Genomic DNA, 24,083 nt, shown 5'->3' with positions numbered 1-24,083 from the left:
TGCGCTGCCATACGGCCATGACGGCCGGAACCTCACTCACCCCCGGGACGACGACCGCCGAGCACGAGCTGGCCGCGCTCCAGCGCGAGCACGGCGGCCCCCTGTTCGCCCTGCTGTACCGGCTCTGCGACGGAGACCGGCAGCGCGCCGAGGACCTCGTCCAGGAGACACTGGTGCGCGCCTGGCAGCATCCGGAGGCGCTGCACGCCGACGGCTACGACTCCGTACGGCCCTGGCTGCTCACCGTGGCCCGGCGACTCGCGATCGACGCCCGGCGGGCCCGGCGGGCGCGACCGCCCGAGAGCGGCGACGCGGTCCCCGAGAACGCGCGGGTCACCGCCGACCACGCCGAAAGGGCCGCCGCGATGCTCGACGTCCGGGAGGCTGTGAAGACACTCACGCCGGAACACCGTGACGTACTGGTACTCGTGTACTTCCGCGGGGCCAGTGTGGCGGAAGCGGCGCAGACCCTGGGCATTCCACCCGGTACCGTGAAATCCCGCGCGTACTACGCGTTGCGCGCCCTGCGCCGGGGCCTTCCGGGCTACGCGACCGACCTGCGGTGAAACCGGAAGCCGGGTCAAACCTCGGTAAAGCGCCTTGCTGCGGCCCCCGTTCGGGCATGGGCTGTCCTCATCCGCGTTCCTGCGGGCACCGGGGCCGCGGTCCCGACGCGGCCCGGGCGACGCGCACGCACCGGAGGAAGGCAGGAAGGGATGCTGCACAGAGGGCACGAGAGCACGGACGGCGCCGACGGCGGTGAACTGGCCGTTCCGATGGCCTGGTTGTACGCCGAGTACATCGCCGACGAGCTGCTGCGCACCGGCGATCTGATGCCACCGACGTCGTTCGAGTTCCGGGCCGGCCGGGACGCGCTGGCGCTGACCGTCTTCCTGTCCGACACCGACGGGGAACTGTCCGGCATCCGGGTGATCTCCCAGCTGGAGAACTGGCTGTCGCTGACCGCCTACGACCAGCCGTGGCAGGACTGGGTGCGCGAGCGCCTGGCCGAGCTGACCGGGCGGGCGGCCGGCTCCGGCACGCCCAGTCCGGACCTCGCACTGGCGGTGGAGGCCTGGCGCTGGCTGGAGGAGACCGAACTGCTCGCGCCGGACCTGGACGCCGTGCCCGGCGGCGGAGCGGTGTCCGGGGAGGACGAGGGACCGAAGGTGTGGACACCGGCCTGGCGGCTCGGACTGCCCCTCGGGCACCTCGCGATCCACCTCTTCTGAACCCGCCGGAATTCACACCAATCCACGGGCCGGGCCGCTCCGAATCCCTTGCCGCGATTCTGCGCGTGGCTTGAGTGATTCGGCGGCCGGCTGCGTACGGGTGGGAGCAAGGAGTAACCCTTCCCCCACCCTTCGGCACGAGGATTCGGCATGAGGTCCCTGGAAAGGCATCGCGACGCCGGCGCGTACGCGCTCGGCGTGCTGGACGAGGCGGAGGCCTTCCGCTTCGAGGACCACCTCATGGAGTGCCCTCGGTGCGCGGCGCACGTGACCGAGTTCGGAGCCACGACCCGGCAGTTGATGCTGTACCGCCGGGCCACGCCGCGCTTCGTGCACCCCATGGCACAGCCCGGTCCCCGGCTGCTGGACCGGTTGCTCGGCGAGCTGGCGCGCCTGCGGCGGGCGCGGCGCCGCCGGACGCTGTACGGCCTGGCCGCCTCCGTGGTGCTGGCCGTGGCCGGTCCCGGGATCGTGGCGTTCGCCGGGCACACGGACGCGGCCGCGCAGGTCGCAGCGGCGACCGATCCGGACACCGGGGTGTGGGCACGGGTCACCTCGGCGGAGGAGGACTTCGGCAGCGATCTGCGGCTGGAGGTCAGGGACGGCTCCGGGGCACACGCCTGCCGGCTGGTCGCGGTCGGCCTCGACGGCACCGAACAGGTCGTCGCGGGCTGGACCAACGCGGGCGGCGGCACCCGGCCCACCACCGCCATGGGCGCCACCGCGCTGCGCCCGGACCAGATCGCCCGGTTCGAGGTCCGCACGACGGACGGGAAACACCTGGTCACGGTACGGGCACGGTGACCGCACCGGAACGTTGCCGTGCTCCCCGGCGCCGCCCTCACGACGCCGGCACCTCGGCCGGTGCCGGGCCCCGGGCTCATTTCAGCAGGCGGGACAGCCGGCGGTCGGCCAGGGGCTTGCCGCCCGTCTGGCAGGTGGGGCAGTACTGGAGCGAGGAGTCGCTGAAGGAGACCTCGCGGATGGTGTCGCCGCACACCGGGCAGGGCTCGCCGGTGCGGCCGTGGACGCGCAGGCCGCTCTTCTTCTCCGCCTTCAGCCGCCCGGCGGCCACGCCCCGGGAACGCTCGACCGCCTCCGTGAGCGTGTCGCGCAGCGCCTCGTACAGCCGGTGGGTCTCCTCCGGCGTGAGCGAGGCGGCCAGCTTGAACGGGGACATCTTCGCCGCGTGCAGGATCTCGTCGCTGTAGGCGTTGCCGACCCCCGCGATCAGCGACTGGTCGCGCAGGGCGCCCTTCAGCTGCCGCCGTTCGCCCTTCAGCAGGGCGGAGAAGCGGTCCTCGTCGAAGTCGCCGGCGAGCGGATCCGGGCCCAGGCGGGCGATGCCGGGCACGTCCTCCGGGTCGCGGACGACGTACACGGCGAGGCGCTTCTGGGTGCCGGCCTCGGTCAGGTCGAAGCCCTCGCCGGTCTCCAGCGCCACGCGCAGCGCCAGCGGGCCCTTGCCGGGCTTCGGCGGGCCGTCCGGCAGCCGGTCCCTCCACTGCGACCAGCCCGCGCGGGCCAGATGGACCACGAGGTGCAGGCCGCGGTCCGTCTCGATGTCCAGGAACTTGCCGTGCCGGCGCACGGCCGTCACCCCGGCCCCCTCCAGGGCGGTGACCGGGGGGTCGTAGGTCTTCAGGACGCTGACGGCCACGGGCAGCACCCGCACCACCCGCCGTCCGACCAGGTGCTCGGTGAGGAAGTCCGTCAGCGCTGCAACCTCGGGCAGTTCGGGCATACCTCCAGAGTGCCACCCGGCACCGGCAACGCCCCCGCCGTCACGCCCGGCGCGGTGGCTACGGCACCCGGAACTCGCACCACACCGCCTTGCCGCCGCCCCGCGCCTCCACTCCCCAGCTGTCGGAGAGCCGTTCCACGAGGACCAGGCCGCGCCCGGAGACGCCGATCTCGCCCGCGTCGCGCCGCCGGGGCAGGGCGCTGGAGCCGTCCTCGACCTCGATGCGCAGCCTGCGGTCGCCGCCGTCCAGGGCCCGCAGGGTGACGATGGCGGAGCCCTCGGTGTGCATCAGCGCGTTGGTGATCAGCTCGCCGGCGACCAGCTCGATCTCGTCGGCGAGCTCCTGGGCGCCCCAGGCGCGGACCGCGGCCTGGATCATGTGCCGGGCCTGGGTGAGGGCCTCCGGGTCGCCGGGCGCCACATGCTGCCGGAGCCGGCCGCCGGGCCGCGTCGTCTCCCGGCCGCGGCGGTGCAGCAGGAGCAGGGCCACGTCGTCGTCGCCGCCCCGCTCCTCGGCCAGCTGGATCAGCCGGTCGGCGAGGTCGCGCACCCCGCGGGGACCGTCGCGGACGAGGGCCACCAGGCCGCGCATGCCGTCGTCCAGGTCGGCGCCGGGCTGTTCGACCAGCCCGTCGGTGCACAGCAGCAGGGTGTGGCCCGGGTCGAGTTCGAGGGTGGCGACGGGGTACTCCAGCCGCCCGAACTCGGCGGACAGCCCGAGCGGCAGTCCGCCCTCGACGCCGACCCGGGCGCAGCTGCCGTCGCCGTGCCGCACCAGCGGGTCGATGTGGCCGGCGCGGACCACCTGGACGACACCGGTGGACAGGTCGGCCTCGGCGTACAGGCAGGTGGCGAAGCGGTCGGTGTCGAGTTCGTGCAGGAAGACGGAGGCGCGGGCCATCACGGTGGCCGGGGGGTGGCCCTCGGCGGCGTAGGCGCGCAGCACGATGCGCAACTGGCCCATGACGGCCGCCGCGTGCGTGTCGTGGCCCTGGACGTCCCCGATGACCGCGCCGACCCGGCCTCCGGGCAGCGGGATGAGGTCGTACCAGTCGCCGCCGATGTCCCGGCCCAGTGCCGCGGAGCGGTAGCGGACCGCGACGTCGGCGCCGGGGACGCTGGGGATGGTGCGGGGCAGCATGGCCTGCTGGAGGCCCTGGGCGAGGTCCTTCTCCTGTTCGTAGAGCATGGCCCGCATGAGGCTCTGGGCGATGCTGCTGCCCAGCGCGACGAGGACGGCGCGCTCCTCGGCGGAGAAGCCGCGCCGGTCGTCGTAGAGCAGGCCCATCGCGCCGATCGGGCGGGCCTGGGCGATCAGGGGCAGATAGGCGGCCGAGGTGATGTGCAGGCCGGTGAGGTGCGGCCAGAGGATCGGGTAGCCCTCGGCGAACTCCTCGGGCGACTCGATGAACCGGGGGCCTAGCGTGCGGACGACCTCGCTCATCGGGTACGGCTCGTCGATCCGGGTGATCCGGGTCCCGGGGACGGACGCGCCCACCGGTCCCTCGGCCACCAGCCGGATCCGGCCCGCCTCCACCAGCCCCATCACCAGGCTGGCCGCGCCGAGGTGGCGGATGCCGTGCGCGTCCTTCAGGACGTCGATGACGTCCTGGACACTGCGGGCGTGGGCGAGCGCGGCGGAGATGACCTGGACGACACTGGTCTGCTGCCTGAACGCCTCGTCCTGGGCGGCCCGGAGGCTGCGGGCCGCGCTGTCGGCGAGTTCCTCGGTGGCGTCGCGCACGATGCCGACGACCCGGCGCGGGCGGCCGGTGCCGTCGCGCCGGATGTAGCCCTGGGTGTGCGTCCAGCGCATGGCGCCGTCACGGCAGCGGATGCGGAAGTAGACGCCGTAGTTCTCGCTGCCGTCCTTGATCGCCCGGGCGACCGCCGCGTCGAGCCGGGCGGCCTCCGGCGGCGGCACCCGCACGGCCAGGGTCTCCGGGCGCCCGTCGTACTCCTCGGGCAGCAGGTCGAACACCTCGAAGGCCTGGGCGTCCATGTGGAACAGACCGGCGTCCAGGTCCCAGTCGAAACTGCCCATGCGGTTGAGCGCGAGGATCGGGTCCGGGTGTGCGGGCCAGTCCTCCGGGAGTGACGGGGCGCTCGCTCCCCGATCGGCCATGGGGCCACCATGCCAGGAACCGGCCGATTCTTCGACTTGATCGGCGGCCGGACACGTGCGCTGGGCGAGGGGCCGGGGGTGGTGGGCCTCGACGGACACCGGCCTTGGCCGCCCCCGTCGTGGAGGCCGGGGACCTTGGGCACGCGGGACGGGCCGGTGGGGGTCCTCGGCGAACACCGGCCCACGCTCAGCCGCCGGGCCCGGCCGCGGGACGGGCGTCGACGGTGCCGGGCGCGCCGGGGGCGATGCCGGACCGGACGACGGGCGGAGCATCCGGGACCAGGCCGCCCCCGCCAGGGGGCCCGGCACGCGCGCTCGGCCGGTGGGTGGCGGGCCTCGGCGGACACCGGCCCGCGCTCAGCCGCCGGGTCCGGCCGGGCCGCGGACGGCCATGGTGCCGGGCGCGCCGGGGGCGATGCCGGACCGGGCGGTAGGTGGGCACCCGGGACCAGGCCGCCGCCGGGGAGGCCCGGCACGTGCACTCGGCGAAAGGGCCGGTGGGTGGCGGGCCTCGACGGGCACCGGCCCGCGCTCAGCCGCCGGGCCCGGCCACGGGACGGGCGTCCACGGCGCCGGTCGCGCCGGGGGCGATGCCGGACCGGACGACGGGCGGAGCATCCGGGACCAGGCCACCCCCGCCAGGGCGCCCGGCACGCGCGCTCGGCCGGTGGGTGGTGGGCCTCGACGGGCACCGGCCCGCGCTCAGCCGCCGGGCCCGGCCGCGGGACGGGCGTCCACGGTGCCGGGCGCGCCGGGGGCGATGCCGGACCGGGCGGTGGGTGGGGCACCCGGGACCAGGCCACCCCTGCCGGACAGGCCGGGCACGGGGGACGGGCCGGTGCCGGCGGAGGTGTCCGGGCCGGGGGTGCCCGGGTCGGAGGCACCGCGCTCCGGGGCTTTCTGAGCGGACCCGTCCGGGCGGGAGGAGCCCGGATCGGAGGGACCCCGGTCCGAGGGGTCCACGGTGAGGTCGAGGGAGAGATCGCGGGCCGGATCGGGAACGGGGTCGGGATCGGGGGCGTCCACGGCGGGCGGCGGCTGCTGCGCCGTCGTCCCGGTGTCGCGGTCCGCGAGCCCGCTGGCACTGTCCGGGCGATCGCCCCGGCCGTCCGGCACGGCGGAGCCGGACGGGGACTGCGGCGCGGCCGGGCCGCTGGCGCGCGGGCTGGGCCGGCTGGTGACGGACGGTCCGGCGTCCGCGGAGCCGGACGGCACCGGGCTGGCCGCGGCCGGCGCGGGCGGGGACACGACCCGGTCCCGGCGGACATCGGGGCCGACCCGGCGCTCGGTCCAGGTGCGGGTCGCGGGGTCCACGATGGTGATGCTGGTGACGGCCCGGGGCGCCGGGGCCACGACGATCACCTCGTCCGGCTCGTAGCCGGCCCAGGGGGTGCCCCGGGCCCCGGCACCGCCGCGCGTCGGGGCGGGCGGTGTGAGCGGGTTGCCGCAGGCGCAGCGCACCCGGGGCACGCCCCGTTCGTCGACGAGGACGGCGGTGCCGGCCTGGAGCACGGCCTGATAGCGGGCGGCCGCACGGTCGCGGTAGGCGTGGTTGGTGACGCGGGTGTCGGCGCCCAGGACGACCGGGGTCAGGCCGCGCAGGTAGCCGGGGAGCGCCGACCGGGTGACGTCGGCCGCCTGGGCGAAGGCGTCGGCCCTGGCCCCGTCCGCCGCCAGGCTCTCGATGTGCCGCTCGACGTCGCAGGCGGCGACGCGCGGGGTGCCCCGGTACAGGCCGGGGGTGGCGCCGGACACGGTACGAGCCGCGCGCAGGGGTGCCTCGGCCTCGCCGGGCTGGACGCGTGCGGTGCCCCGGGGTGACTCCGGCCGGGTGGCGGTGTCCGCGGAGTCGGTGAACGGGTCCGGTCCCCGGTCGGTGGCGGCCTCGAGGAGGACCAGTTCGCCCGCCTTGGTCTGCTTGACACCGGCGCCCGCGCAGCCCCCGGCGAGGAGCGCCACCGAGAGCGCCCAGGCCGCGACGATGGATCGGGTGGGTATCCGCACCGCACACTCCGCATCACTGTGGGTGATTACGCCCTATTGTTGGCATCGCCCGGCTTCGGCTGGCAACTCGGGGAACGCCGTGACGACACCGGCGGCCGGGGTCGCCGTACAGGAGGGCGTGCAGGCCGTGGACTGGTTCACCGCACCCGGCTACTGGCTGAGCCGGCTGGTCTTCCAGCGGGCCCTGGCCGCCGTGTACCTGGTCGCGTTCCTGACGGCGGCCCTGCAGTTCCGGGCCCTGCTGGGCGAGCGCGGGATGCTGCCGATCCCCCGGTACCTGGCGCGGGCGAGGTTCCGGCACGCCCCGAGCGTGTTCCACCTGCACTACTCCGACCGCTTCTTCGCGGCCTGCGCCTGGACGGGCTGCGCGGTGTCGGCGGCCCTGCTGGCCGGGGCGGACTCGCTGCTGCCGCTGTGGGCCGGGATCCTGCTGTGGCTGGTGCCGTGGGCGCTGTACCTGTCGATCGTCAACGTGGGCCAGACGTGGTACGCCTTCGGCTGGGAGTCGCTGCTGCTGGAGACGGGCTTCCTGGCCGCGTTCCTCGGCAACGGCGAGGTGGCGCCGCCGGTCGTCGTGCTGTTCCTGCTGCGCTGGATCCTGTTCCGGGTGGAGTTCGGTGCCGGGCTGATCAAGGTGCGGGGCGACGCCTGCTGGCGGCGGCTGACCTGTCTGGACTACCACCACGAGACCCAGCCGATGCCGGGCCCGCTGAGCTGGTTCTTCCACCACCTGCCCAAGCCGCTGCACCGGGTGGAGGTGGCCGCCAACCACGTCACCCAGCTGGTCGTACCGGTCCTGCTGTTCACCCCGCAGCCGATCGCCTCGGCCGCCGCCGCGCTGATGATCGTCACCCAGCTGTGGCTGGTGCTCTCCGGCAACTTCTCCTGGCTGAACTGGATCACCATCGTGCTGGCGCTGTCCGCGCTCCGGCTGCCGGCGACCGCGCCGCCGGTGCCGCCGGCGCCGCTGTGGTACGAGGTGCTGGTGCTGGCGGTCGGTGCGCTGCTGCTCTTCCTGAGCCACCGCCCGGTGGTCAACATGGTCTCCCGCCGGCAGGTGATGAACCGCTCCTTCGACCCGCTGCACCTGGTGAACACCTACGGGGCGTTCGGCAGCGTCAGCCGGGTCCGCTACGAGGTGGTGGTCGAGGGCACGCTGGACGACACCCCGCGCCCGGACTCGGACTGGCGGGAGTACGTCTTCAAGGGCAAGCCCGGCGATCCGCGCCGCTGGCCGCGCCAGTTCGCCCCCTACCATCTGCGCCTGGACTGGCTGATGTGGTTCGCGGCGCTGTCACCGGCCTACGCCGGGGAGTGGTTCGGCGGTCTGGTGGAACGCCTGCTGGAGAACGACCGGGACACGCTGCGGCTGCTGCGCCGCTCCCCCTTCCCGCCCGGCACCCCGCCCCGCCATGTCCGGGCCCGGCTGTTCCGGTACCGGTACACGACCTGGCGGGAGCTGCGCGCGACGGGGGCGTGCTGGGAGCGGACGTTCGTGCGGGAGTACCTGCCGCCGACACGGCTCGCGGGCGCGGTTCACAGGTCGTAGACACGGCTCGCGGTGGTCTCGAACAGCGCCGTGCGCTCCGCCTCGCCGAGCTCCGCCGTCACCTCCCGGGTGAGCGCGTGGACCTCGGCGTACGTCATGGCCAGGGTGCACACCGGCCAGTCGGAGCCGGCCATCAGCCGGGCGGGGCCGAAGGCGTCCAGGGCGGTGTCGACGTACGGGCGCAGTCCCGCGGCGTTCCGGGTGTCCGGGCCGGCCTCGGTGACCAGGCCGGAGAGTTTGGCGACGGTGTTGGGCAGGGCGGCGAGGCGGCGCAGGGCGGCGGCCCAGGACGCGCGCTCCCCGGAGGCGATGGGCGGCTTGCCGAGGTGGTCGAGGACGAAGGTGAGCTGGGGCAGGGCCCGGGCCGCCGCCGCGCAGGCCGGGAGCTGGTGGGGCTGGACCACGAGGTCGTAGACCAGGCCGGCGTCGGCCACGGCGGCCAGGCCGCGCAGGACGTCGGGCCGCAGCAGCCACTCGGGGTCGGGTTCGCCCTGCACCTGGTGCCGGATGCCCTTCAGATGGGAGCCGCCGGGTAGCTCGCGCAGCCGGGCCAGTTCGTCGGCGATGCCGGGGCGGGTGAGGTCGGTCCAGCCGACGACCCCGGCGATCAGGTCGTGGGCCGCGGCGAGGGCGAGGAACTCGGGGGTCTCCTCGGGCACGGTGACGGTCTGGACGAGGACGGTGCGGTCGACCCCCACGGCGCGTGCCTGGGGTTCGAGGTCGGCGACGGTGAAGTTCCGGCGCAGCGGCCGGAGTGCGGGTCCCCGGATCCAGTCCTGGTCGCGGACGGTGAGGTCCCAGACGTGGTGGTGGGCGTCGACGCTCACGGCAGCTCCCACACGACGGGCAGGGTCGCGGCCGCGCCGTCGGCGGAGTAGTCGTGCGTCACGTCCAGCAGGTCCGCCATCCGGGTCTGCCAGGCCGCGTTGACCGGGAGCCGTTCCAGCTCGGCGAGGAGACGGGCGTAGTCCGCGCACTCCAGGACGTGGAAGAGGTCGGTTCCCGATCGCCAGATGGTCCAGGAGGTGGCCCCCGCGGCGCGGATGGCGTCGGTGAGGTCCTGCGGGACCGCGCGGTGGGCGGCCTCGTACTCCTCGATCCGGTCCGCGCGGACCCTGGTGTGCAGGGCGACCCTCATGACGGTTCCTCCGGGGGCAGCAGGCCGGTCGCGCGCAGTTCCCGCCAGAAGGCGTCCGGCACCGGCGTCGCGAACTGGTCGGCGCAGTCGTGGACCTCGGCGGCCGAGCGGGCGCCGGCCAGGACGCTCACCACGGCCGGGTGGGCGGAGCAGAAGGCGAGGGCGGCGGCGCGCAGGGTGGTGCCGTGGCGCTCGGCGACCGCCTGGATCCGCAGGGCCCGGTCCAGCAACTCCCGGGGCGCCCGGGTGTAGTCGTACGTCGGGTGACGGGACGGGTCCGCCAGCAGGCCGGAGTTGAAGGCGCCGCCGACGACCACGGACACGCCGCGTCGCACGGCCTCGGGCAGCAGCTCGGCGGCCGCGCTCTGGTCCAGCAGGGTGTACCGGCCCGCGCAGAGCACCACGTCCACGTCCGTGTCACGGACGAACCGGGTCAGCATCTCCGCCTGGTTCATGCCCGCCCCGATGGCGCCCACGACGCCCTCCGCGCGGAGCTTCTCCAGCGCCGGGTAGCCCTCGCGGAAGGCCTGTTCGGCGTGGTCGTCGGGGTCGTGGAGGTAGACGACGTCGACCCGGTCGAGGCCGAGGCGCTCCAGGCTCGCCTCCAGGGTGCGGCGGACGCCGTCGGCGGTGAAGTCCCAGACGCGGCGGTGGCCGGCGGGTACGGCGAAGCCGTTGGCCAGGTCGTCGCCGGTGCCGTCGGCCGGTTCCAGGCGGCGGCCGACCTTGGTGGAGAGCGTGTAGTCGGCGCGGTCGTACTCCCGCAGGGCGGCGCCCAGGCGGCGTTCGGACAGCCCGAGGCCGTAGTGGGGGGCGGTGTCGAAGTAGCGGATGCCGCGCTCCCAGGCCGCTCGCACGGTGGCGTGGGCCTGCTCGTCGCCGACCGGGGTGTAGAGGTTGCCGAGGGCGGCGGCGCCGAGGCCCAGGGAAGTGACGTCGACGCCGCCGCGGCCGAGGGGGGTCACCGGTCCGCCGCCGGGCGCAGCCTGAGGCCCTGCATGCCGCCGTCGACGGCGAGGGCGGTGCCGGTGGTGGCGCCGGACAGGGGGCTGGCCAGGTAGGCGATGGCGCCCGCGACCTCGGCGGCGGCCACCAGCCGGCCGGTGGGCTGGCGGGCCTCCAGGGCGGCCCGTTCGGCGGCCGGGTCCTCGGCCGCGTCCAGCAGCCGGCCGATCCACGGGGTGTCCGCCGTGCCGGGGTTGACGCAGTTGACGCGGATGCCCTCGAGGACGTGGTCGGCGGCCATGGCGAGGGTCAGGGAGTACACGGCGCCCTTGGTCGCGCTGTACAGGGCGCGCTGCGGCAGGCCGGCGGTGGCCGCGATGGAGCAGGTGTTGACGATGGCCGCGGTGCCCGGCCGGGCGGTGGCGGCGCGGCGCAGGTACGGCAGGCAGGCGCGGGCGGTGCGGACCATGCCGAGGACGTTGACGTCGAAGACGTGCCGCCACTCGGCGTCGTCGTTGTCCTCGACGGTGCCCTGGGCGCCGATGCCCGCGTTGTTCACGAGGACGTCGAGCCCGCCCAGCGCCTCGGCCGCGTCCTGGACGGCGGTGCGCACGGAGGCGTCGTCGGTGACGTCGGCGCGCACCCCGAGGAGGGGCTTCCCGATCGCGGACGGGTCGAGGTCGAGGACCGCGACCCGGGCGCCGCGGGCGGTGAGGAGGTCGGCGGTGGCCCGGCCGATGCCGGACGCGCCGCCGGTCACCAGGGCCCTCAGTCCCGCGAAGTCGCTCATGCGGCTGCATCCTTCCGGGTGTCGGGGTCGGCGGCCCAGTAGGCGCCGCCGGGGTACGTGTACCGCGCGAGGGACTCCGGGCGCAGGGCGGCGGAGAAGCCGGGCGCGGTGGGTGCCGTGTAGTGGCCGTCGCGGATGACGACCGGGGTGACGAAGTGCTCGTGGAGGTGGTCGACGTACTCGATGACGCGGTCCTCGGTGCTGCCGGAGACGGCCAGGTAGTCGAACATCGACAGGTGCTGGACGAGTTCGCACAGGCCGACCCCGCCCGCGTGCGGGCAGACGGGGACGCCGAACTTGGCGGCGAGGAGCAGGATGGCGAGGTTCTCGTTGACCCCGCCGACGCGGGCCGCGTCGATCTGCACGATGTCGAGGGCGCCGGCCTGGAGCATCTGCTTGAACACGATCCGGTTCTGCACGTGTTCACCGGTGGCGACCTTCACGGGGGTGACCGCGCGGCGGATGGCGGCGTGGCCGAGGACGTCGTCGGGGCTGGTGGGCTCCTCGATCCAGTACGGGTCGAACTCGGCCAGGGCGTTGGTCCAGCGGATCGCCTCGTCCACGTTCCAGCGCTGGTTGGCGTCGATCGCCAGGCGGATCTCCGGTCCGACGACGGCGCGGGCTGCCCTACAGCGGCGGATGTCGTCGTCGAGGTCGGCGCCGACCTTCAGCTTGATCTGCCGGAAGCCGTCGGCGACGGCCCGGGCGGCGAGCCGGCCGAGCTTGTCGTCGTCGTAGCCGAGCCAGCCCGGGGAGGTGGTGTAGGCGGGGAAGCCGCGCTCCAGGAGCCGGGCCCGGCGTTCCTCGGCACCCGCTCGGCCGCGTCTGAGCAGGTCGAGGGCCTCCTCGGGGGTGAGGGCGTCGGTGATGTAGCGGAAGTCGATCTGCCGGACCAGCCACTCGGGTTCGGCGTCGGCGAGCAGCCGCCACAGGGGCTTGCCGGCCCGCCGGGCGGCGAGGTCCCAGGCGGCGTTGACGACGGCCCCGATCGCCATGTGCATGACGCCCTTCTCGGGGCCGAGCCAGCGCAGCTGGCTGTCGGCGATCAGGTCCCGGAAGAGCGAGCCGGGGTCGGCGCACAGTTCCTCGACGTCGCGGCCCAGCACATGGCCCCGCAGCGCGTCGATCGCGGCGACCTGGACGTCGTTGCCCCGCCCGATGGTGAAGGTGAATCCGTGTCCTTCCAGCCCGTCGGCGGCGTCGGTGCGCAGGACGACGTAGGCCGCCGAGTAGTCGGGGTCCGGGTTCATCGCGTCGGAGCCGTCCAGCTCGCGCGAGGTGGGGAAACGGATGTCGTGGGTGTCGACCGCGATGACGCGGGCGGGAGCGTCGGACACGGATGCCCTTTCTGCCGAGGGGAGGTGACGGTTCATCAGTCCTGGGCGCGGCCCGTGGTGACACGGGCGATCATCAGGGCGACGAGGATGATGCCGCCGTAGATGGCCTGGATCCAGAACGACGGCACCTGGGCGAGGGTGAGCAGGTTCTGCACGACGCCCAGGAGGAGGACGCCGGTCAGGGCGCCGAACATGGTGCCCTTGCCGCCGTCCAGGCTGATGCCGCCGATCACCGCCGCCGCGAACACGGTGAAGATCATGTTCTGGCCCTGGTTGGCGCTGATCGCGCCGACATAGCCGGTCTGCATGATGCCGCCGACGGAGGCGAGGACCCCGGCGACGACGAACACCCCGAGCATCACGCGGTCCACGCGGATGCCCGCGGCGCGGGCGGCCTCCGCGTTGCCGCCGATGGCGTACAGGGCGCGGCCGATGCGGTGGTACTTCAGCACGCCTCCGGTGACGGCGAAGGCGACGGCGGCGAGCCACACCGACATCGGGACGTCGAGGAAGGTGGTGGTGGCCAGCGAGGAGAAGCTGTCGGGCATGCCGAACAGGGTCTTGCCCTTGGTGGCGCCGACCAGCAGCCCGCGCAGCACGATGAGCATCGCCAGGGTCACGATGAACGCGTTGAGCTTGAACTTCACGACCAGGACGCCGTTGAAGGCGCCGACGGCCGCGCCCGCGACGAGGATCGCGAGCAGGGCGGCCGGCGCCGGGAAGCCGGTGCCCCAGCCGGCCTGCGCCGAGGGCAGGACGAGGAGCGCCCCGACGGCGGGCGCGATGCCGACGACCGACTCCAGGGACAGGTCGAACTTGCCGGTGATGAGCACCAGCGACTCGGCGAGCACCACCATGGCGAGGGCGGCCGAGGCGCCCAGGATCGAGATCAGGTTCCGCTCGGTGAGGAACGAGTCGTTGACCACCGCGCCCAGCACCATGAGCAGCAACAGGGCCGGCACGAGGGCGAGCTCCCGGGCGCGGCGGAGCAGCACGGCCCGGGCGGCCCGCTGGTCGGGCAGGCGGGGCGAGGTGAGCGGCGGGGCCTTGGTGTCAGCCATGGTCCACTCCTTCGATGGAGGCGATCAGCTCGTGGTCGCGCCAGCCGGCCGGGTGTTCGGCGACGATGCGGCCGTGGAAGAGGACGAGGACGCGGTCGCAGCGCCGCAGGTCGTCGAGTTCGTCGGAGACGACGAGCACGGCCGTGCCGTCCTCGCGGGCGCTGTCCACGCGGGCCAGCAGGGACTCCTTGGACTTCACGTCGACGCCGGCCGTCGGGTTGATCAGGACGAGCAGGCGGGGGTCGGAGGCCAGGGCGCGGGCCATGACGACCTTCTGCGCGTTGCCTCCGGACAGGTCGGAGACGGGCTGTCCGGGGCCCTCGGTGCGGATGTCGAGGCGGTCGATCAGCTCGGTGGCGAAGCCGCTCCTGCGGGCGGTGCCGACGAATCCGAAGCGGCCGAGCCGGTCCAGGACGCTCAGGGTGGTGTTGTCGCCGACGGTCATGCCGGGGACCAGGCCCTGCTCGTGCCGGTCTCGGGGCACCCAGCCGACGCCCGCGTCCAGCGCCGCCCGCACGTCGCCGAACGGCAGCGGCTCTCCTTGCAGCAGGGCCGAGCCGGCGGCCGGGGTGTGCAGTCCGGCGAGGGTCTCGGCCAGCTCGGTCTTGCCGCTGCCGCTGGTCCCGGCGAGTCCCAGCACCTCACCGCGGCGGACGGTGAGGTCGATGCCGTCGTACGCGGTGGAGGTCAGGCCGCGCACGTCGAGCACGACCGGGGCGGCGCCGGTCGTCGTGGCGCGCGGCCGCGCCCGCTCGGTGACCGACTCCCCCGCCATGGCCTCCACCAGGGCCGCCCTGGGCAGCTCGGCGACGGGGGCCGTCGTGATCCAGCGGGCGTCGCGCAGCACGGTGACGGTCTGGCAGACCTCGTAGACCTCTTGCAGGTGGTGCGAGATGAACAGGAAGGTCACCCCGGAGTCCTGGAGCGCCCGCATCCGGTCGAACAGCCGCTCGATCTCCCGCTTGTCGAGCTGGGCGGTGGGTTCGTCCAGCACGATGAACCGGGCGCCGAAGCTCAGCGCGCGGGCGATCTCCACCATCTGGCGGTCCTCGACCTTGAGGTCGGCGGTTCGGGCCTCCGGGTCGACGCGGACGTCCCAGGTGGCGAGGAGGTCGGCGGCCCCGGCGCGCAGCCGCCGCCAGCTGATCAGCCCCCGTGCCCGCGGCTGCCGGTTGAGGAAGAGGTTCTCCGCGACCGTCAGCTCCGGTACGACGGTGGGCTTCTGGTACACGCAGGCGACCTTGCGGCGCCAGGCGTCCCGGTCGGCGAGCGGGGGCGCTGCCTCGCCGTCGAAGCGGACGGTGCCCGCGTCCGGGGCCTGGAGACCGGTGAGGATGTTCACCAGGGTGGACTTGCCGGCGCCGTTGCGCCCGACGAGGGCGTGGGACTCGCCGGGCAGCACGGTGAGCCGGCCGTCGGCGAGGGCGACCGTGGGGCCGTACCGCTTGACGACGTCCTCCGCTTCGACCAGGGGCGTGGCGCCGGTGGGCGGGGTGGTCACCGGGCGGAGGCTGTGCGGACCGTGGCTCATCGGACCGTGTTGCCCCACAGCTCGGGGTCGTCGACGTTGTCCTTGGTGACCAGCGGGGCGGGCAGCTGGTCCTCCAGGATGCCGCTGGGCAGCTTGACGATCGTGGAGTCGTGGTCGGTCGGGCCGGGCCGGAACTTCTTCCCCTCCATCGCCGCCTTGATGTAGTACAGGCCGTACTTGGCGTAGGCGTCGGCCGGCTGGGAGACGGTGGCGTCGATCTGGCCCTTGCGGATGGCCTCGTACTCCTGCGGGATGCCGTCGTTGGAGACGATCGCGATGTGCCCCTTCTGGCCGGCCGCCTTGAGCATGTTCTTCGACTTCAGGGTCTGCAGGGTCGGCGCGAGGTAGACACCGCCCGCCTGGAGGTAGATGCCCTTGATGTCGGGGTTGGCGTTGAGGAGGGTGTCGAGCTTGGCGGCGGCGGTGTCGGACTCCCACTTGGCGGGGATCTCCAGCACCTTGAGCCTCGGGTACTTCTCCTTCACACAGGAGCGGAACGCCTCGGAGCGGTCGCGCCCGTTGACCGAGGCCAGGTCGCCCATGATCTGCACGACCTTGCCGCTGCTCACGTGCTGCCCGAGGTAGTCGCAGGCCTTCTTGCCGTAGGCGACGTTGTCGGCGCGCACCACCATGGCGACCTTGCCCTTGTCGGGCGCCACGTCCACGGCGACGACCGGCACGCCCTTGCGTTCGGCCTGGTCGAGTCCGGCCTGGACGGCGGCGCTGTCCAGCGGGGCGACGACCAGCCCCTTGACGCCCTGGGTGAGTTCGTTGTCGATGTCGGTGATCTGCTGCGAGGGGTCGCTGTTGGAGTTGACCGTCTTCAGCACCTCGACGCCCTCGGACTTGGCCATCTTGGGCACGTAGTCGTTGTACGACTGCCAGAACGGCGAGGTCAGCAGCGGCAGGATCACGCCGACCTTGCCGGTGCCGCCGCTTCCCGCGCTCGCGGTGTCCTTGGTGCTGCCGCAGGCGGCGAGCACGAGCGAGGCGCCGACGGCCAGGGCCGCCGCGCCGGTGATCCGGGACCTGCTGCGTTTGCTCACTGTGCTGGCGGGCATCTCGCGGCTCCTCGTCGAGGGGGTTCGAGCGACGACCGCATACTTATCAGACCACTCAGGCGCCGGAACACCCTCGTGCAGCGAAAATCCCCGCTGCGGACGCATAGTGGTCGGACCACTCGGCTGGCTAGACTGCGACGCACCCGGTGACTGGAGGAGTGGCGTGGACGAGGCGGCCCCGCAGAAGGGCACGGTGACCCAGCGCGCCATCGAGGAGATCAAGGCGATGATCGCCGAGGGCCGGCTGGAGCCGGGCCAGCGGCTGCCCACCGAGCGGGAACTCGCCGCCCGGCTCGGCATCTCCCGCAGCTCGATGCGGGAGGCGATCCGCGCGCTGACGGTCATGGGCGTCCTGGAGGCGCGGCACGGGTCCGGGATCTACGTCACCGCGCTGGAGGCCGGGGACCTGCTGGAGACCTTCGGGGTGGTCGCCGACCTGTCCCGGGGCCCGCGTCTGGTGGAACTCCTCGAGGTGCGCCGGATCCTGGAGTCGACGGCGACCGCCCTGGCCGCCGCGCGCATCACGGACGGCCAACTGGCCGCCGTGGAGAAGCATTTGGCGGCCATGAACGCCACCGACGACCCCGAGGAGATCCTCGCCCACGACCTCGCCTTCCACCGCGAGATCGCGTCCGCCGCCGGCAACGAGGCCATGGCCGCCATCCTCGACGGCCTGTCCTCACGCACCTTCCGCGCCCGCGTCTGGCGCGGCTACGAGGAGGAGGGCGCCTTCGCCCGCACCCGCCGCGAACACGCCGCCATCCACCGCGCCCTCGCCGCCCACGACCCGGAAGCGGCCCGGGCGGCGGCAGCGGCCCACGTGGGCGAGGTGGAGGAGTGGCTGCGGACCCAGCTCGGCGGGTAGCGGCGACGACGGCCGTGGCGGAGGCGGTACCCGGAACGGTTCCGCCCCCGCGGGCCGGCCGCGCTCCCCGCGGTCCGACCTCGGTTCCGGATGGCTACCAGGGGTGGGTCACGATCACCGGTGCCGAGGCGTTGTACAGCTCCCCCACCGCCCGCAGTTCGAACCGTGCGGCCGTCTCGCCCTGCTCGGGCCGCTGGCCGGCGACGAAGTAGGCGCGCTGACCGGTGGCGCCGAGGAAGCGGCGGGTGCCGTCGGACAGAAGGCGGTGGAGGGTGTAGTGGCGGACGGCGCCGGGGGCGGCGGTCCAGGCGAGGCGGAGGTCGCCGCCGTTCGCCGCGGTGACGCGGGCGCCGGAGGGGGCGGCGGGTGTCGTGACCGTGTCGCGTACGGCGAGGCCGCCCAGGCGCCAGCGGACCGGGCCCCCGGTCGCGGTGAGCCGTACGCCGAGCGCGCGGACGGTACCGGACAGTCCTGTGAGCGGTACGGTCACGGTCTGCCAGCCGTTGACCGACCGGACGCGGACTGCGTTGTTGACCGGGTTCACAGGCAGATAGGTGTAGGGCGGGGTCGCCCCGGGCCCGCTCGGCTCGGCCGTCGCCACCGCCAGCTCGACCGTCACCTCCCCCTCCTCGCTCCGGGAGATCAGCTCGACAACCGTGTTCACACCGATCGCCAGCCGTGTCGCGTACAGGTCCACTACCGCTGGTTGATCCAGTTCACCCGCGACCAGCAGGCTGCTGCCGCCCCGCCAGGCGTCGGCGAAGTCGAAGGAGACGGCCGGCCGCTGCCCCGCCGTGCGCACCGCCCACCGCCGCGACGGCAGCCGGTCCTGGAGCCCGAGGTGGTTCCAGGGCGCCTCCGAGGTGACGGCCCCCTCCTCGTACCACCGCAGTCCGTGCCCGGTGTTGAACACGCTCGCGAACGGCACCGAGGTCACCGTCGACCGGTCCGCCACGGACACCGCGGGCGCCCGCCACGGATCGCTCGGGTCGGGCCGCGACGGATCCAGTGACCGCCCCGTCCAGAAGCGGTCGTCGGCCGCGTGGAAGTCCTCGGGGGCACGCTGGTCGGCGGGCAGGTGGTTGCGGGTCCACTCGGGCCGGTAGAAGCCGATCGACGTGACGTGCGCCTTGCCGGCCGGCACGATCGCGTCCCAGTCCACCGACGTGCCGGACCCGTTCGACTCGACGTCGACGCCCGCCCACAGGTCATAGCGGCTGCGGCCCAGCTGGTCCGCCTTCGTGCCGGAGGCGGCGAGCGTGGCCGCGCTCCACCGGAAGTCCACGAACATGTCGTCGGCGGCCTGGAAGAACGCCTGGTTCTGGCTGTTCAGGGCGCCCTGCCAGCTGACCGTGCCGTTCACGGTCATCGCGTCGTACCACGTCACGCGCTGCCCCTTGGCCGCCGCGAGCGCCTTCAGCTCCTTGAGGAAACCCAGCATGGCCGTGCCCAGCGCGGTGTTGCCGCCGCTGGTCTCGGCGTTGACGAACCAGCCGTCGAAGCCGTAGGCCGCGGCGACCGCGACGAGTTGCGCGGCGAGCGGGTAGTGGCCGGTGGCGTCCTTCTGCACCAGGTCCCGGGTCCACTGGAGCTGTCCGCCGTAGGCCACCGGCGGCAGGAAGATGTTCCCGAGGACGGGGACGCCGTGCCGGTGGGCCGCGTCCACGACGGGGGCGTTCGGCGCGAGGATCAGGCCCTCGCCGGCCGAGCCGCCCCAGAACACCAGCTCGTCGATGTACGCCCAGTGGGTCAGGGCGTAGTAGTCGGCGGTGGCCGAGCCCTGGGAGGGGTTGGCGGAGGTGGGTCCGAAGGAGACCAGGGCCTGGACGCGGGCCTGTCCGGAGCGGGCGGTGGTGTTCGCCGGGACGGGGGTGAAGCGGGCGGCGAGCGGTATGGAGGCGGCGTTGAAGGCGAGGTCGGCGTCGTCGGCCGCGCGCCAGCTCTTCAGGCTGCGCCAGGTGATGCCGGGGCCGGGGCTGCCGGCGGGCAGCGTGTCCGGGTACCAGTAGGAGGCGTACGGCGGGGTCGCGGCGGCGGCTCGCGGGGCCGCCTGCGCGGACGGCACCGACAGCGCGGGGGTCAGGGCGGCGGCACCGGCGGCGATCAGGACCGTGCGTCGGGTGGGGTTCACGAGCGGAGGCCTCCAGGGGGGACGGGACGTAGCTGCTGCGACGACTGCGCCGTGACATCGTTGTCGGGGCCATCGGTGGAAGTCAATGACGGTGCACGGCCTCTCGACGCGCGGCCCCCGCAACCGGCACAGTTCTCCCTGCCCGTCTTCCGTACCGAGGAGTAACGAGGAGCGCCCGTGAGCAGCTGGGCCGGCCGGAGTGCCACCGAGATCGCCGCCGCCGTCCGCGAGAAGCGGGTGACGCCGAGGGAGGTGGTGGCCGGGCACCTCGCGCGGATCGAGCGGCTCGACGGCCGGATCGGAGCGTTCCGGAAGGTCCGGGCCCAGGCGGCGCTCGCCGAGGCCGACGAGCTGGCGTCCCGTGCCGGTCTGGCCGGACTGCCGCTCGCCGGCGTGCCGTTGGCGGTGAAGGACAATCTCGCGGTGCGCGGTGAGTCGTGCCGCAACGGCTCCGCCGCCACCCCGGACGGCCCGGCCGCCGAGGACCATGTCACGGTGGCCCGGCTGCGGGCGGCGGGCGCGGTGGTCGTCGGGCTGACGAACGTGCCCGAACTGTGCGTCTTCGGCACCACGGAGGGGCCGTACGGCACCGCCCGCAATCCCTGGGACCTCGCCCGCACGGCCGGCGGCTCCTCCGGGGGCAGCGCGGCGGCGGTGGCCGCGGGGCTCGTGCCGCTCGCGCTGGGCAACGACGGGATGGGCTCGCTGCGCATCCCGGCCGCGAACTGCGGTCTGGTCACCCTGAAGCCGGGGCACGGGGTGGTGCCGGCGGGGATCGGCGACGGCGACTGGTTCGGCATGTCGGAGAACGGCCCGCTGGCCACGACGGTCGAGGACCTGCGGCTGATGCTGGCGGTCCTCGCGGACACGGAGTTCGTCCGGCCGCGGGAGGGAACGCGCCGGAAGATCGCCGTCGGCCTGCGCAGTCCGCTCGCCGGGGTGAGCGTGAACCGGTCGTATACGGCCGCGGTCCGGCAGGCGGCCGGGACGCTGGCCCGGGCGGGGCACCAGGTGCGGCGGGCCGAGCCGCCGTACCCGCTCTCCCTGGGCGTGACCGCGCTCCAGCACTGGACGGCGGGCACGGCGGTGGACGCCCAGGGCCTGGACCGGGCGCGGCTGGCCCGCCGGACCCGGGTGCACGCGGCCGTGGGCCGCCGGTTCGTCCGGCCGGTGCGCACCGGCGAGGCGCGCGAGCGGCTGCGCGCCCGGCTGACGCCGTTCCTCACCGAGTACGACGTGCTGCTCACCCCGGCCCTCGCCCGCCGCTCTCCGCAGGCCGGGCCGTGGCACGAGCGCGGCTGGCTGCGCAACGTCCTGGCCGACACCGCCTACTCGCCCTTCACCCCGCCGTGGAACCTGACGGGCTGGCCCGCGATGTCCGTGCCGGCCGGCGCCCTGCCCTCGGGCGCCCCCTGCGCCGTACAGCTGGTGGGCCGGCCGGGCACGGAGGCCGTCCTGCTGGACCTGGCGCGGGAGTTGGAGGAGCTGGCCCCGTGGCGGCGGACGGCTCCGGTGGCGGAGGCGGACGAGGGACCGGCATCCGGGGGGTGATGCGCGGTGAACCGGACCGGCGACGGCCCACCGAGGCGCGCGGGAGCCGGATCGGCGGGCGGTGTGTGAGGTGCGCGGCGGCCGAGGTGTGCGGGCGTCCGGATCAGGAACTGTGCCCGTGGCTCGGGCGGCCGGAGCGGCGGCGGTGTGCGGGCCGCGGCCTCGGCGGTCCGCATGGGCGTGCGTCTGTCACGCCCACGCGGGCGGCGATCGCGACGGGACCGGCCCGGAGGTCAGTCCACGCTCGGCAGGATGTGGGGCTCGGCGAGGTCGTCCTCGTAACCCGCGAGGCGGATCGGGGCGGACCGGGCCCACACGTCGAGGCTGCCGAGTTCTCCGGGCCGGCGGCCCCCGCGCTCCGTGTGTTCCTTGGGGCGCTGCTCGCGATTCGTCTTCTCCGGTGTCACCGCGCACTCCTTATGTGTCGGGTCACCCTCGGGGCGTACCGGACAGTCTGCGCTCCGGTGCTCGACGCCCGCTCAGGTCTGGATGGAAGGCCAGTTCGGACGCGGTGGCGCCGGTTCCTCTGTCAGAGCAGGCCGGTGTCCGCCGGCTCGCCCCAGGACGGACGGTGGGTGTGGGTGGAACCCCGGTGCTGGTGTCCGTCGGCTCCAGACTAACCAAATGAGCGGGCATCCGCTCGATAGGGAGTGCAAACAACCTGTAACCGATGCACTTCCTCCCGCTTCTCAATACCCCCCAAGATGTGACCTTCCGAAACATTCCGCTTACGCGGAGGACACGCCGAATCACCCGTGTGGCCTACAGGAACGTACACCCCTTCAAGTGCTGTTGGCCCGGCGGCAAGCTCGTCATGTTCTGCTGACGCCGCAACGGCTGTCTCGCGGAAGGGCTGGCGCATGGAACTGCGCAGTGTCGAGGAGCTGATGGATCTGCTGCACGCCGGGCGGCCCCGGCAGGCGCTGCGCACCGCCGCGCTGCTGCGCCGCAGCCGTCCCGCCGACAAGGAACTGCAGGTGGCGGGGCTGGTGCGGGGCATCGGGCCGGTGCTCTGCCCGGGGGACGAGGCGGCCGGGGCGCGCGGCGCGGCCGAGGCGGTGCGCGCCCTGCTCGGGGAACGGGTGTCCCGGCTGGTCCGGGGTGACGCGGACCCGGCGGACGACGATGCGCTGCGGCTGCGCCAGGCCGGCGAGGAGAGCCGCACGGCCGGCTTCGACGCGGGCGTGCTGGAGGACTGGCGCACGGTGCTGGAACTGGTCGCGGCCCGCTACACGCGGCTCGGCGCCGTCGACTGAGGGCGCGGCGGCCGCCGTGGCTCGCGCGCCGGGGCCGTGACCCGTGCCTGGGCGCGGCCCCGGCGGCGGCTCCGCCCCTCGTCTACCACTTGCCGGGGGCGTAGTCCTTCAGGAAGACGCCGTACAGGTCCTCGCCCGCCTCGCCGCGCACGACCGGGTCGTAGACGCGGGCGGCGCCGTCCACCAGGTCGAGCGGTGCGTGGAAGCCGGCCTCGGCCAGGCGCAGCTTGTCGTAGTGGGGGCGCTCGTCGGTGATCCAGCCGGTGTCGACCGAGGTCATGAGGATGCGGTCGGTCTCGAACATCTCCTGGCCGCTGGTCCGCGTCACCATGTTCATGGCGGCCTTGGCGGCGTTGGTGTTCGGGTGGCCCGCGCCCTTGTAACCCCGGCTGAAGACGCCCTCCATGGCCGAGACGTTCACGATGTACGCCCGTCCGCTCACCGCCTTCCGGGCGGCGTCGGCCATGGCCGGCCGGAGCTTGCTGATCAGGATGAACGGCGCCGTGTAGTTGCACAGCTGGGTCTCCAGCAGCTCCACCGGGGAGATCTGCTCGATCGTCTGCACCCAGGTGTTGGACTCCACGACGTCGGGGAGCAGGCCGCCCGCGTCGATGGCGGTGCCTTCGAGGTGCCGGGCGACGCTGGCGTTGCCCGCGACCAGGGCGAGGTCGGCGACCTTCTGCGCGTCGAGGCCGCTGGTGCCGACGGGCAGCGCGGCCAGGCCGTCGACCGCGCCGGAGTTGAAGGCGCCGATGACGTGGTGGGCGGGGAGCTCCCCGGCGGGCAGCGGGGCGCTCTCGCCCTCGACCAGGGCGGCGTAGGCCGAGGGCAGGCGGCGCACGGTCTGCGTGGCGTTGTTGATCAGGATGTCCAGCGGGCCGGCCTCGGCGACCTGATCGGCCAGCGCGACGACCTGCCCGGGGTCGCGCAGGTCGATGCCGACGACCTCCAGGCGGTGGATCCAGTCCGCCGAGTCCTCCATCGCCTTGAAGCGGCGGATGGCGTCCTTGGGGAAGCGGGTGGTGATGGTGGTGTGCGCGCCGTCACGGAGCAGGCGCAGCGCGATGTACATGCCGATCTTGGCCCGGCCGCCGGTGAGCAGGGCGCGCTTGCCGGTGAGGTCGGCGCGGGCGTCCCGCTTGGCCCGGTTCTCGGCGGCGCACTTCTGGCACAGCTGGTGGTAGAAGTAGTCGACCTCGACGTAGCGCTGCTTGCAGGTGTAGCAGGAGCGCGGGCGCTGGAGTATGCCCGCGATCCGGCCGGCGTCGACCTTGGAGGAGGGCAGGATGCCCTCGGTCTCGTCGTCGATGCGCTCGGCGGAGCCGGTGGCGGTGGCCTCGGTGACGGCGCGGTCGTGCGCGGTCTTGGCGGCCCGGCGCTCCTGGCGGCGGCGCTGCTTCACCGTGCGGTAGATGTGCGAGGTGGCACGGCGGACCGCGATGGCGTCGGGGTGGTCGACGTCGATCCGGTCGAGTTCCTCCAGCACGCTCAGGCACACGGCCAGCCGCTCCGGGTCGATACCGGGCCCGTGGACCGCCTCGTCCATGGCGGCGTCCGTGGGCACGTCCATCGCCGCCGAGCCGTCGTCTGTCACCGTCATCGCGCTGCCGCTTCCCTGGTCACCCGCGCAGCGCTCCGACTCGCGCCCGCTTTCGAACAGCGAATTTTACGGAGCCTGGGCCACCGCACCAAACCGCTGCCGTGCCGGGTGGGTACCGATCACGCACGGCAGCGGGCCGCCGGGCGCCGGGCAGCCTTCGGCG

At 74.1% G+C, this 24,083-nt stretch carries 21 protein-coding genes; 7 read left to right on the top strand and 14 right to left on the bottom strand.

Annotated elements, in window-relative coordinates; genetic code table 11:
* Nucleotides 1-17: 17 nt before the first annotated feature.
* The 3 genes from ACZ5DC_RS05225 (at nucleotide 18) to ACZ5DC_RS05215 (ending at nucleotide 2,036) form a co-directional block, all read left to right on the top strand.
* The gene (locus ACZ5DC_RS05225) at nucleotides 18-566 is read left to right on the top strand and encodes a sigma-70 family RNA polymerase sigma factor (RefSeq protein WP_468649523.1); all 549 of its coding nucleotides are present in this window, start codon (nucleotides 18-20) and stop codon (nucleotides 564-566) included.
* A gap of 150 nt (nucleotides 567-716) precedes the next feature.
* Nucleotides 717-1,232 (top strand): hypothetical protein, encoded by a 516-nt coding sequence (locus ACZ5DC_RS05220; protein ID WP_468649521.1) that lies wholly within the window; start codon nucleotides 717-719, stop codon nucleotides 1,230-1,232.
* 150 nt (nucleotides 1,233-1,382) lie between these two features.
* Entirely contained in the window at nucleotides 1,383-2,036 is a 654-nt protein-coding gene (locus ACZ5DC_RS05215; protein ID WP_468649519.1) for a zf-HC2 domain-containing protein, read from the top strand.
* Between the two features lie 76 nt (nucleotides 2,037-2,112).
* Here ACZ5DC_RS05215 and ACZ5DC_RS05210 read toward each other — a convergent pair whose 3' ends face one another.
* From ACZ5DC_RS05210 to ACZ5DC_RS05200, 3 genes are all read right to left on the bottom strand, one after another.
* Entirely contained in the window at nucleotides 2,113-2,976 is an 864-nt protein-coding gene (locus tag ACZ5DC_RS05210) for an Fpg/Nei family DNA glycosylase (protein ID WP_468649517.1), read from the bottom strand.
* 58 nt (nucleotides 2,977-3,034) lie between these two features.
* A complete protein-coding gene (locus ACZ5DC_RS05205) occupies nucleotides 3,035-5,101 on the bottom strand; it encodes a SpoIIE family protein phosphatase (RefSeq protein ID WP_468649515.1) in 2,067 nt (688 codons plus the stop codon).
* Between the two features lie 702 nt (nucleotides 5,102-5,803).
* Nucleotides 5,804-7,105: a DUF6777 domain-containing protein gene (locus tag ACZ5DC_RS05200; RefSeq protein WP_468649513.1), complete on the bottom strand. Its 1,302-nt coding sequence runs from the start codon at nucleotides 7,103-7,105 to the stop codon at nucleotides 5,804-5,806.
* A gap of 127 nt (nucleotides 7,106-7,232) precedes the next feature.
* Between ACZ5DC_RS05200 and ACZ5DC_RS05195 the strand changes: the two genes are divergently transcribed.
* Nucleotides 7,233-8,654: a lipase maturation factor family protein gene (locus ACZ5DC_RS05195; RefSeq protein WP_468649940.1), complete on the top strand. Its 1,422-nt coding sequence runs from the start codon at nucleotides 7,233-7,235 to the stop codon at nucleotides 8,652-8,654.
* On the opposite strand, the gene ACZ5DC_RS05190 is transcribed toward ACZ5DC_RS05195, so the two are convergent.
* From ACZ5DC_RS05190 to ACZ5DC_RS05155, 8 genes are read right to left on the bottom strand one after another with little or no spacing between them, the layout of a single operon-like run.
* Nucleotides 8,642-9,481 (bottom strand): amidohydrolase family protein, encoded by an 840-nt coding sequence (locus ACZ5DC_RS05190; RefSeq protein ID WP_468649511.1) that lies wholly within the window; start codon nucleotides 9,479-9,481, stop codon nucleotides 8,642-8,644. The two genes, ACZ5DC_RS05195 and ACZ5DC_RS05190, sit on opposite strands and share 13 nt — an antisense overlap.
* The gene (locus tag ACZ5DC_RS05185; protein ID WP_468649509.1) at nucleotides 9,478-9,792 is read right to left on the bottom strand and encodes an L-rhamnose mutarotase; all 315 of its coding nucleotides are present in this window, start codon (nucleotides 9,790-9,792) and stop codon (nucleotides 9,478-9,480) included. Before ACZ5DC_RS05185 ends, ACZ5DC_RS05190 begins: the two co-directional genes overlap by 4 nt.
* A complete protein-coding gene (locus tag ACZ5DC_RS05180) occupies nucleotides 9,789-10,757 on the bottom strand; it encodes an aldo/keto reductase (RefSeq protein ID WP_468649507.1) in 969 nt (322 codons plus the stop codon). The genes ACZ5DC_RS05185 and ACZ5DC_RS05180 overlap by 4 nt, the downstream gene beginning before the upstream one ends.
* Nucleotides 10,754-11,527, bottom strand: a complete 774-nt coding sequence (locus tag ACZ5DC_RS05175) for an SDR family NAD(P)-dependent oxidoreductase (protein ID WP_468649505.1) — start codon at nucleotides 11,525-11,527, stop codon at nucleotides 10,754-10,756. Before ACZ5DC_RS05175 ends, ACZ5DC_RS05180 begins: the two co-directional genes overlap by 4 nt.
* Nucleotides 11,524-12,900: an L-fuconate dehydratase gene (locus ACZ5DC_RS05170; protein ID WP_468649503.1), complete on the bottom strand. Its 1,377-nt coding sequence runs from the start codon at nucleotides 12,898-12,900 to the stop codon at nucleotides 11,524-11,526. Before ACZ5DC_RS05170 ends, ACZ5DC_RS05175 begins: the two co-directional genes overlap by 4 nt.
* Complete coding sequence (locus ACZ5DC_RS05165; RefSeq protein WP_468649501.1) at nucleotides 12,900-13,925, bottom strand: ABC transporter permease; 1,026 nt, start codon at nucleotides 13,923-13,925, stop codon at nucleotides 12,900-12,902. Before ACZ5DC_RS05165 ends, ACZ5DC_RS05170 begins: the two co-directional genes overlap by 1 nt.
* Entirely contained in the window at nucleotides 13,918-15,456 is a 1,539-nt protein-coding gene (locus ACZ5DC_RS05160; protein WP_468649499.1) for a sugar ABC transporter ATP-binding protein, read from the bottom strand. The genes ACZ5DC_RS05165 and ACZ5DC_RS05160 overlap by 8 nt, the downstream gene beginning before the upstream one ends.
* Complete coding sequence (locus tag ACZ5DC_RS05155) at nucleotides 15,453-16,517, bottom strand: sugar ABC transporter substrate-binding protein (RefSeq protein WP_468649497.1); 1,065 nt, start codon at nucleotides 16,515-16,517, stop codon at nucleotides 15,453-15,455. Before ACZ5DC_RS05155 ends, ACZ5DC_RS05160 begins: the two co-directional genes overlap by 4 nt.
* Before the next feature lie 163 nt (nucleotides 16,518-16,680).
* Between ACZ5DC_RS05155 and ACZ5DC_RS05150 the strand changes: the two genes are divergently transcribed.
* Complete coding sequence (locus ACZ5DC_RS05150) at nucleotides 16,681-17,382, top strand: FadR/GntR family transcriptional regulator (protein ID WP_468649495.1); 702 nt, start codon at nucleotides 16,681-16,683, stop codon at nucleotides 17,380-17,382.
* A 94-nt stretch (nucleotides 17,383-17,476) separates the two neighbouring features.
* On the opposite strand, the gene ACZ5DC_RS05145 is transcribed toward ACZ5DC_RS05150, so the two are convergent.
* Nucleotides 17,477-19,513: an endo-beta-N-acetylglucosaminidase gene (locus ACZ5DC_RS05145; protein WP_468649493.1), complete on the bottom strand. Its 2,037-nt coding sequence runs from the start codon at nucleotides 19,511-19,513 to the stop codon at nucleotides 17,477-17,479.
* A gap of 177 nt (nucleotides 19,514-19,690) precedes the next feature.
* Between ACZ5DC_RS05145 and ACZ5DC_RS05140 the strand changes: the two genes are divergently transcribed.
* Entirely contained in the window at nucleotides 19,691-21,064 is a 1,374-nt protein-coding gene (locus ACZ5DC_RS05140; RefSeq protein WP_468649491.1) for an amidase, read from the top strand.
* Nucleotides 21,065-21,297: 233 nt separating this feature from the next.
* On the opposite strand, the gene ACZ5DC_RS05135 is transcribed toward ACZ5DC_RS05140, so the two are convergent.
* Nucleotides 21,298-21,471: a hypothetical protein gene (locus ACZ5DC_RS05135; protein WP_319148262.1), complete on the bottom strand. Its 174-nt coding sequence runs from the start codon at nucleotides 21,469-21,471 to the stop codon at nucleotides 21,298-21,300.
* Between the two features lie 453 nt (nucleotides 21,472-21,924).
* On the opposite strand from ACZ5DC_RS05135, the gene ACZ5DC_RS05130 reads away from it, so the two are divergent.
* A complete protein-coding gene (locus ACZ5DC_RS05130) occupies nucleotides 21,925-22,320 on the top strand; it encodes a hypothetical protein (RefSeq protein WP_468649489.1) in 396 nt (131 codons plus the stop codon).
* A gap of 82 nt (nucleotides 22,321-22,402) precedes the next feature.
* On the opposite strand, the gene ACZ5DC_RS05125 is transcribed toward ACZ5DC_RS05130, so the two are convergent.
* A complete protein-coding gene (locus ACZ5DC_RS05125; protein WP_468649487.1) occupies nucleotides 22,403-23,920 on the bottom strand; it encodes an SDR family NAD(P)-dependent oxidoreductase in 1,518 nt (505 codons plus the stop codon).
* Between the last annotated feature and the right edge of the window lie 163 nt (nucleotides 23,921-24,083).

The sequence above is a fragment of the Streptomyces sp. NPDC031445 genome (genome assembly GCF_055581365.1).
The sequence above is the reverse complement of the archived record's forward strand: the minus strand, read 5'-3'. Positions and strand labels throughout refer to the sequence as shown.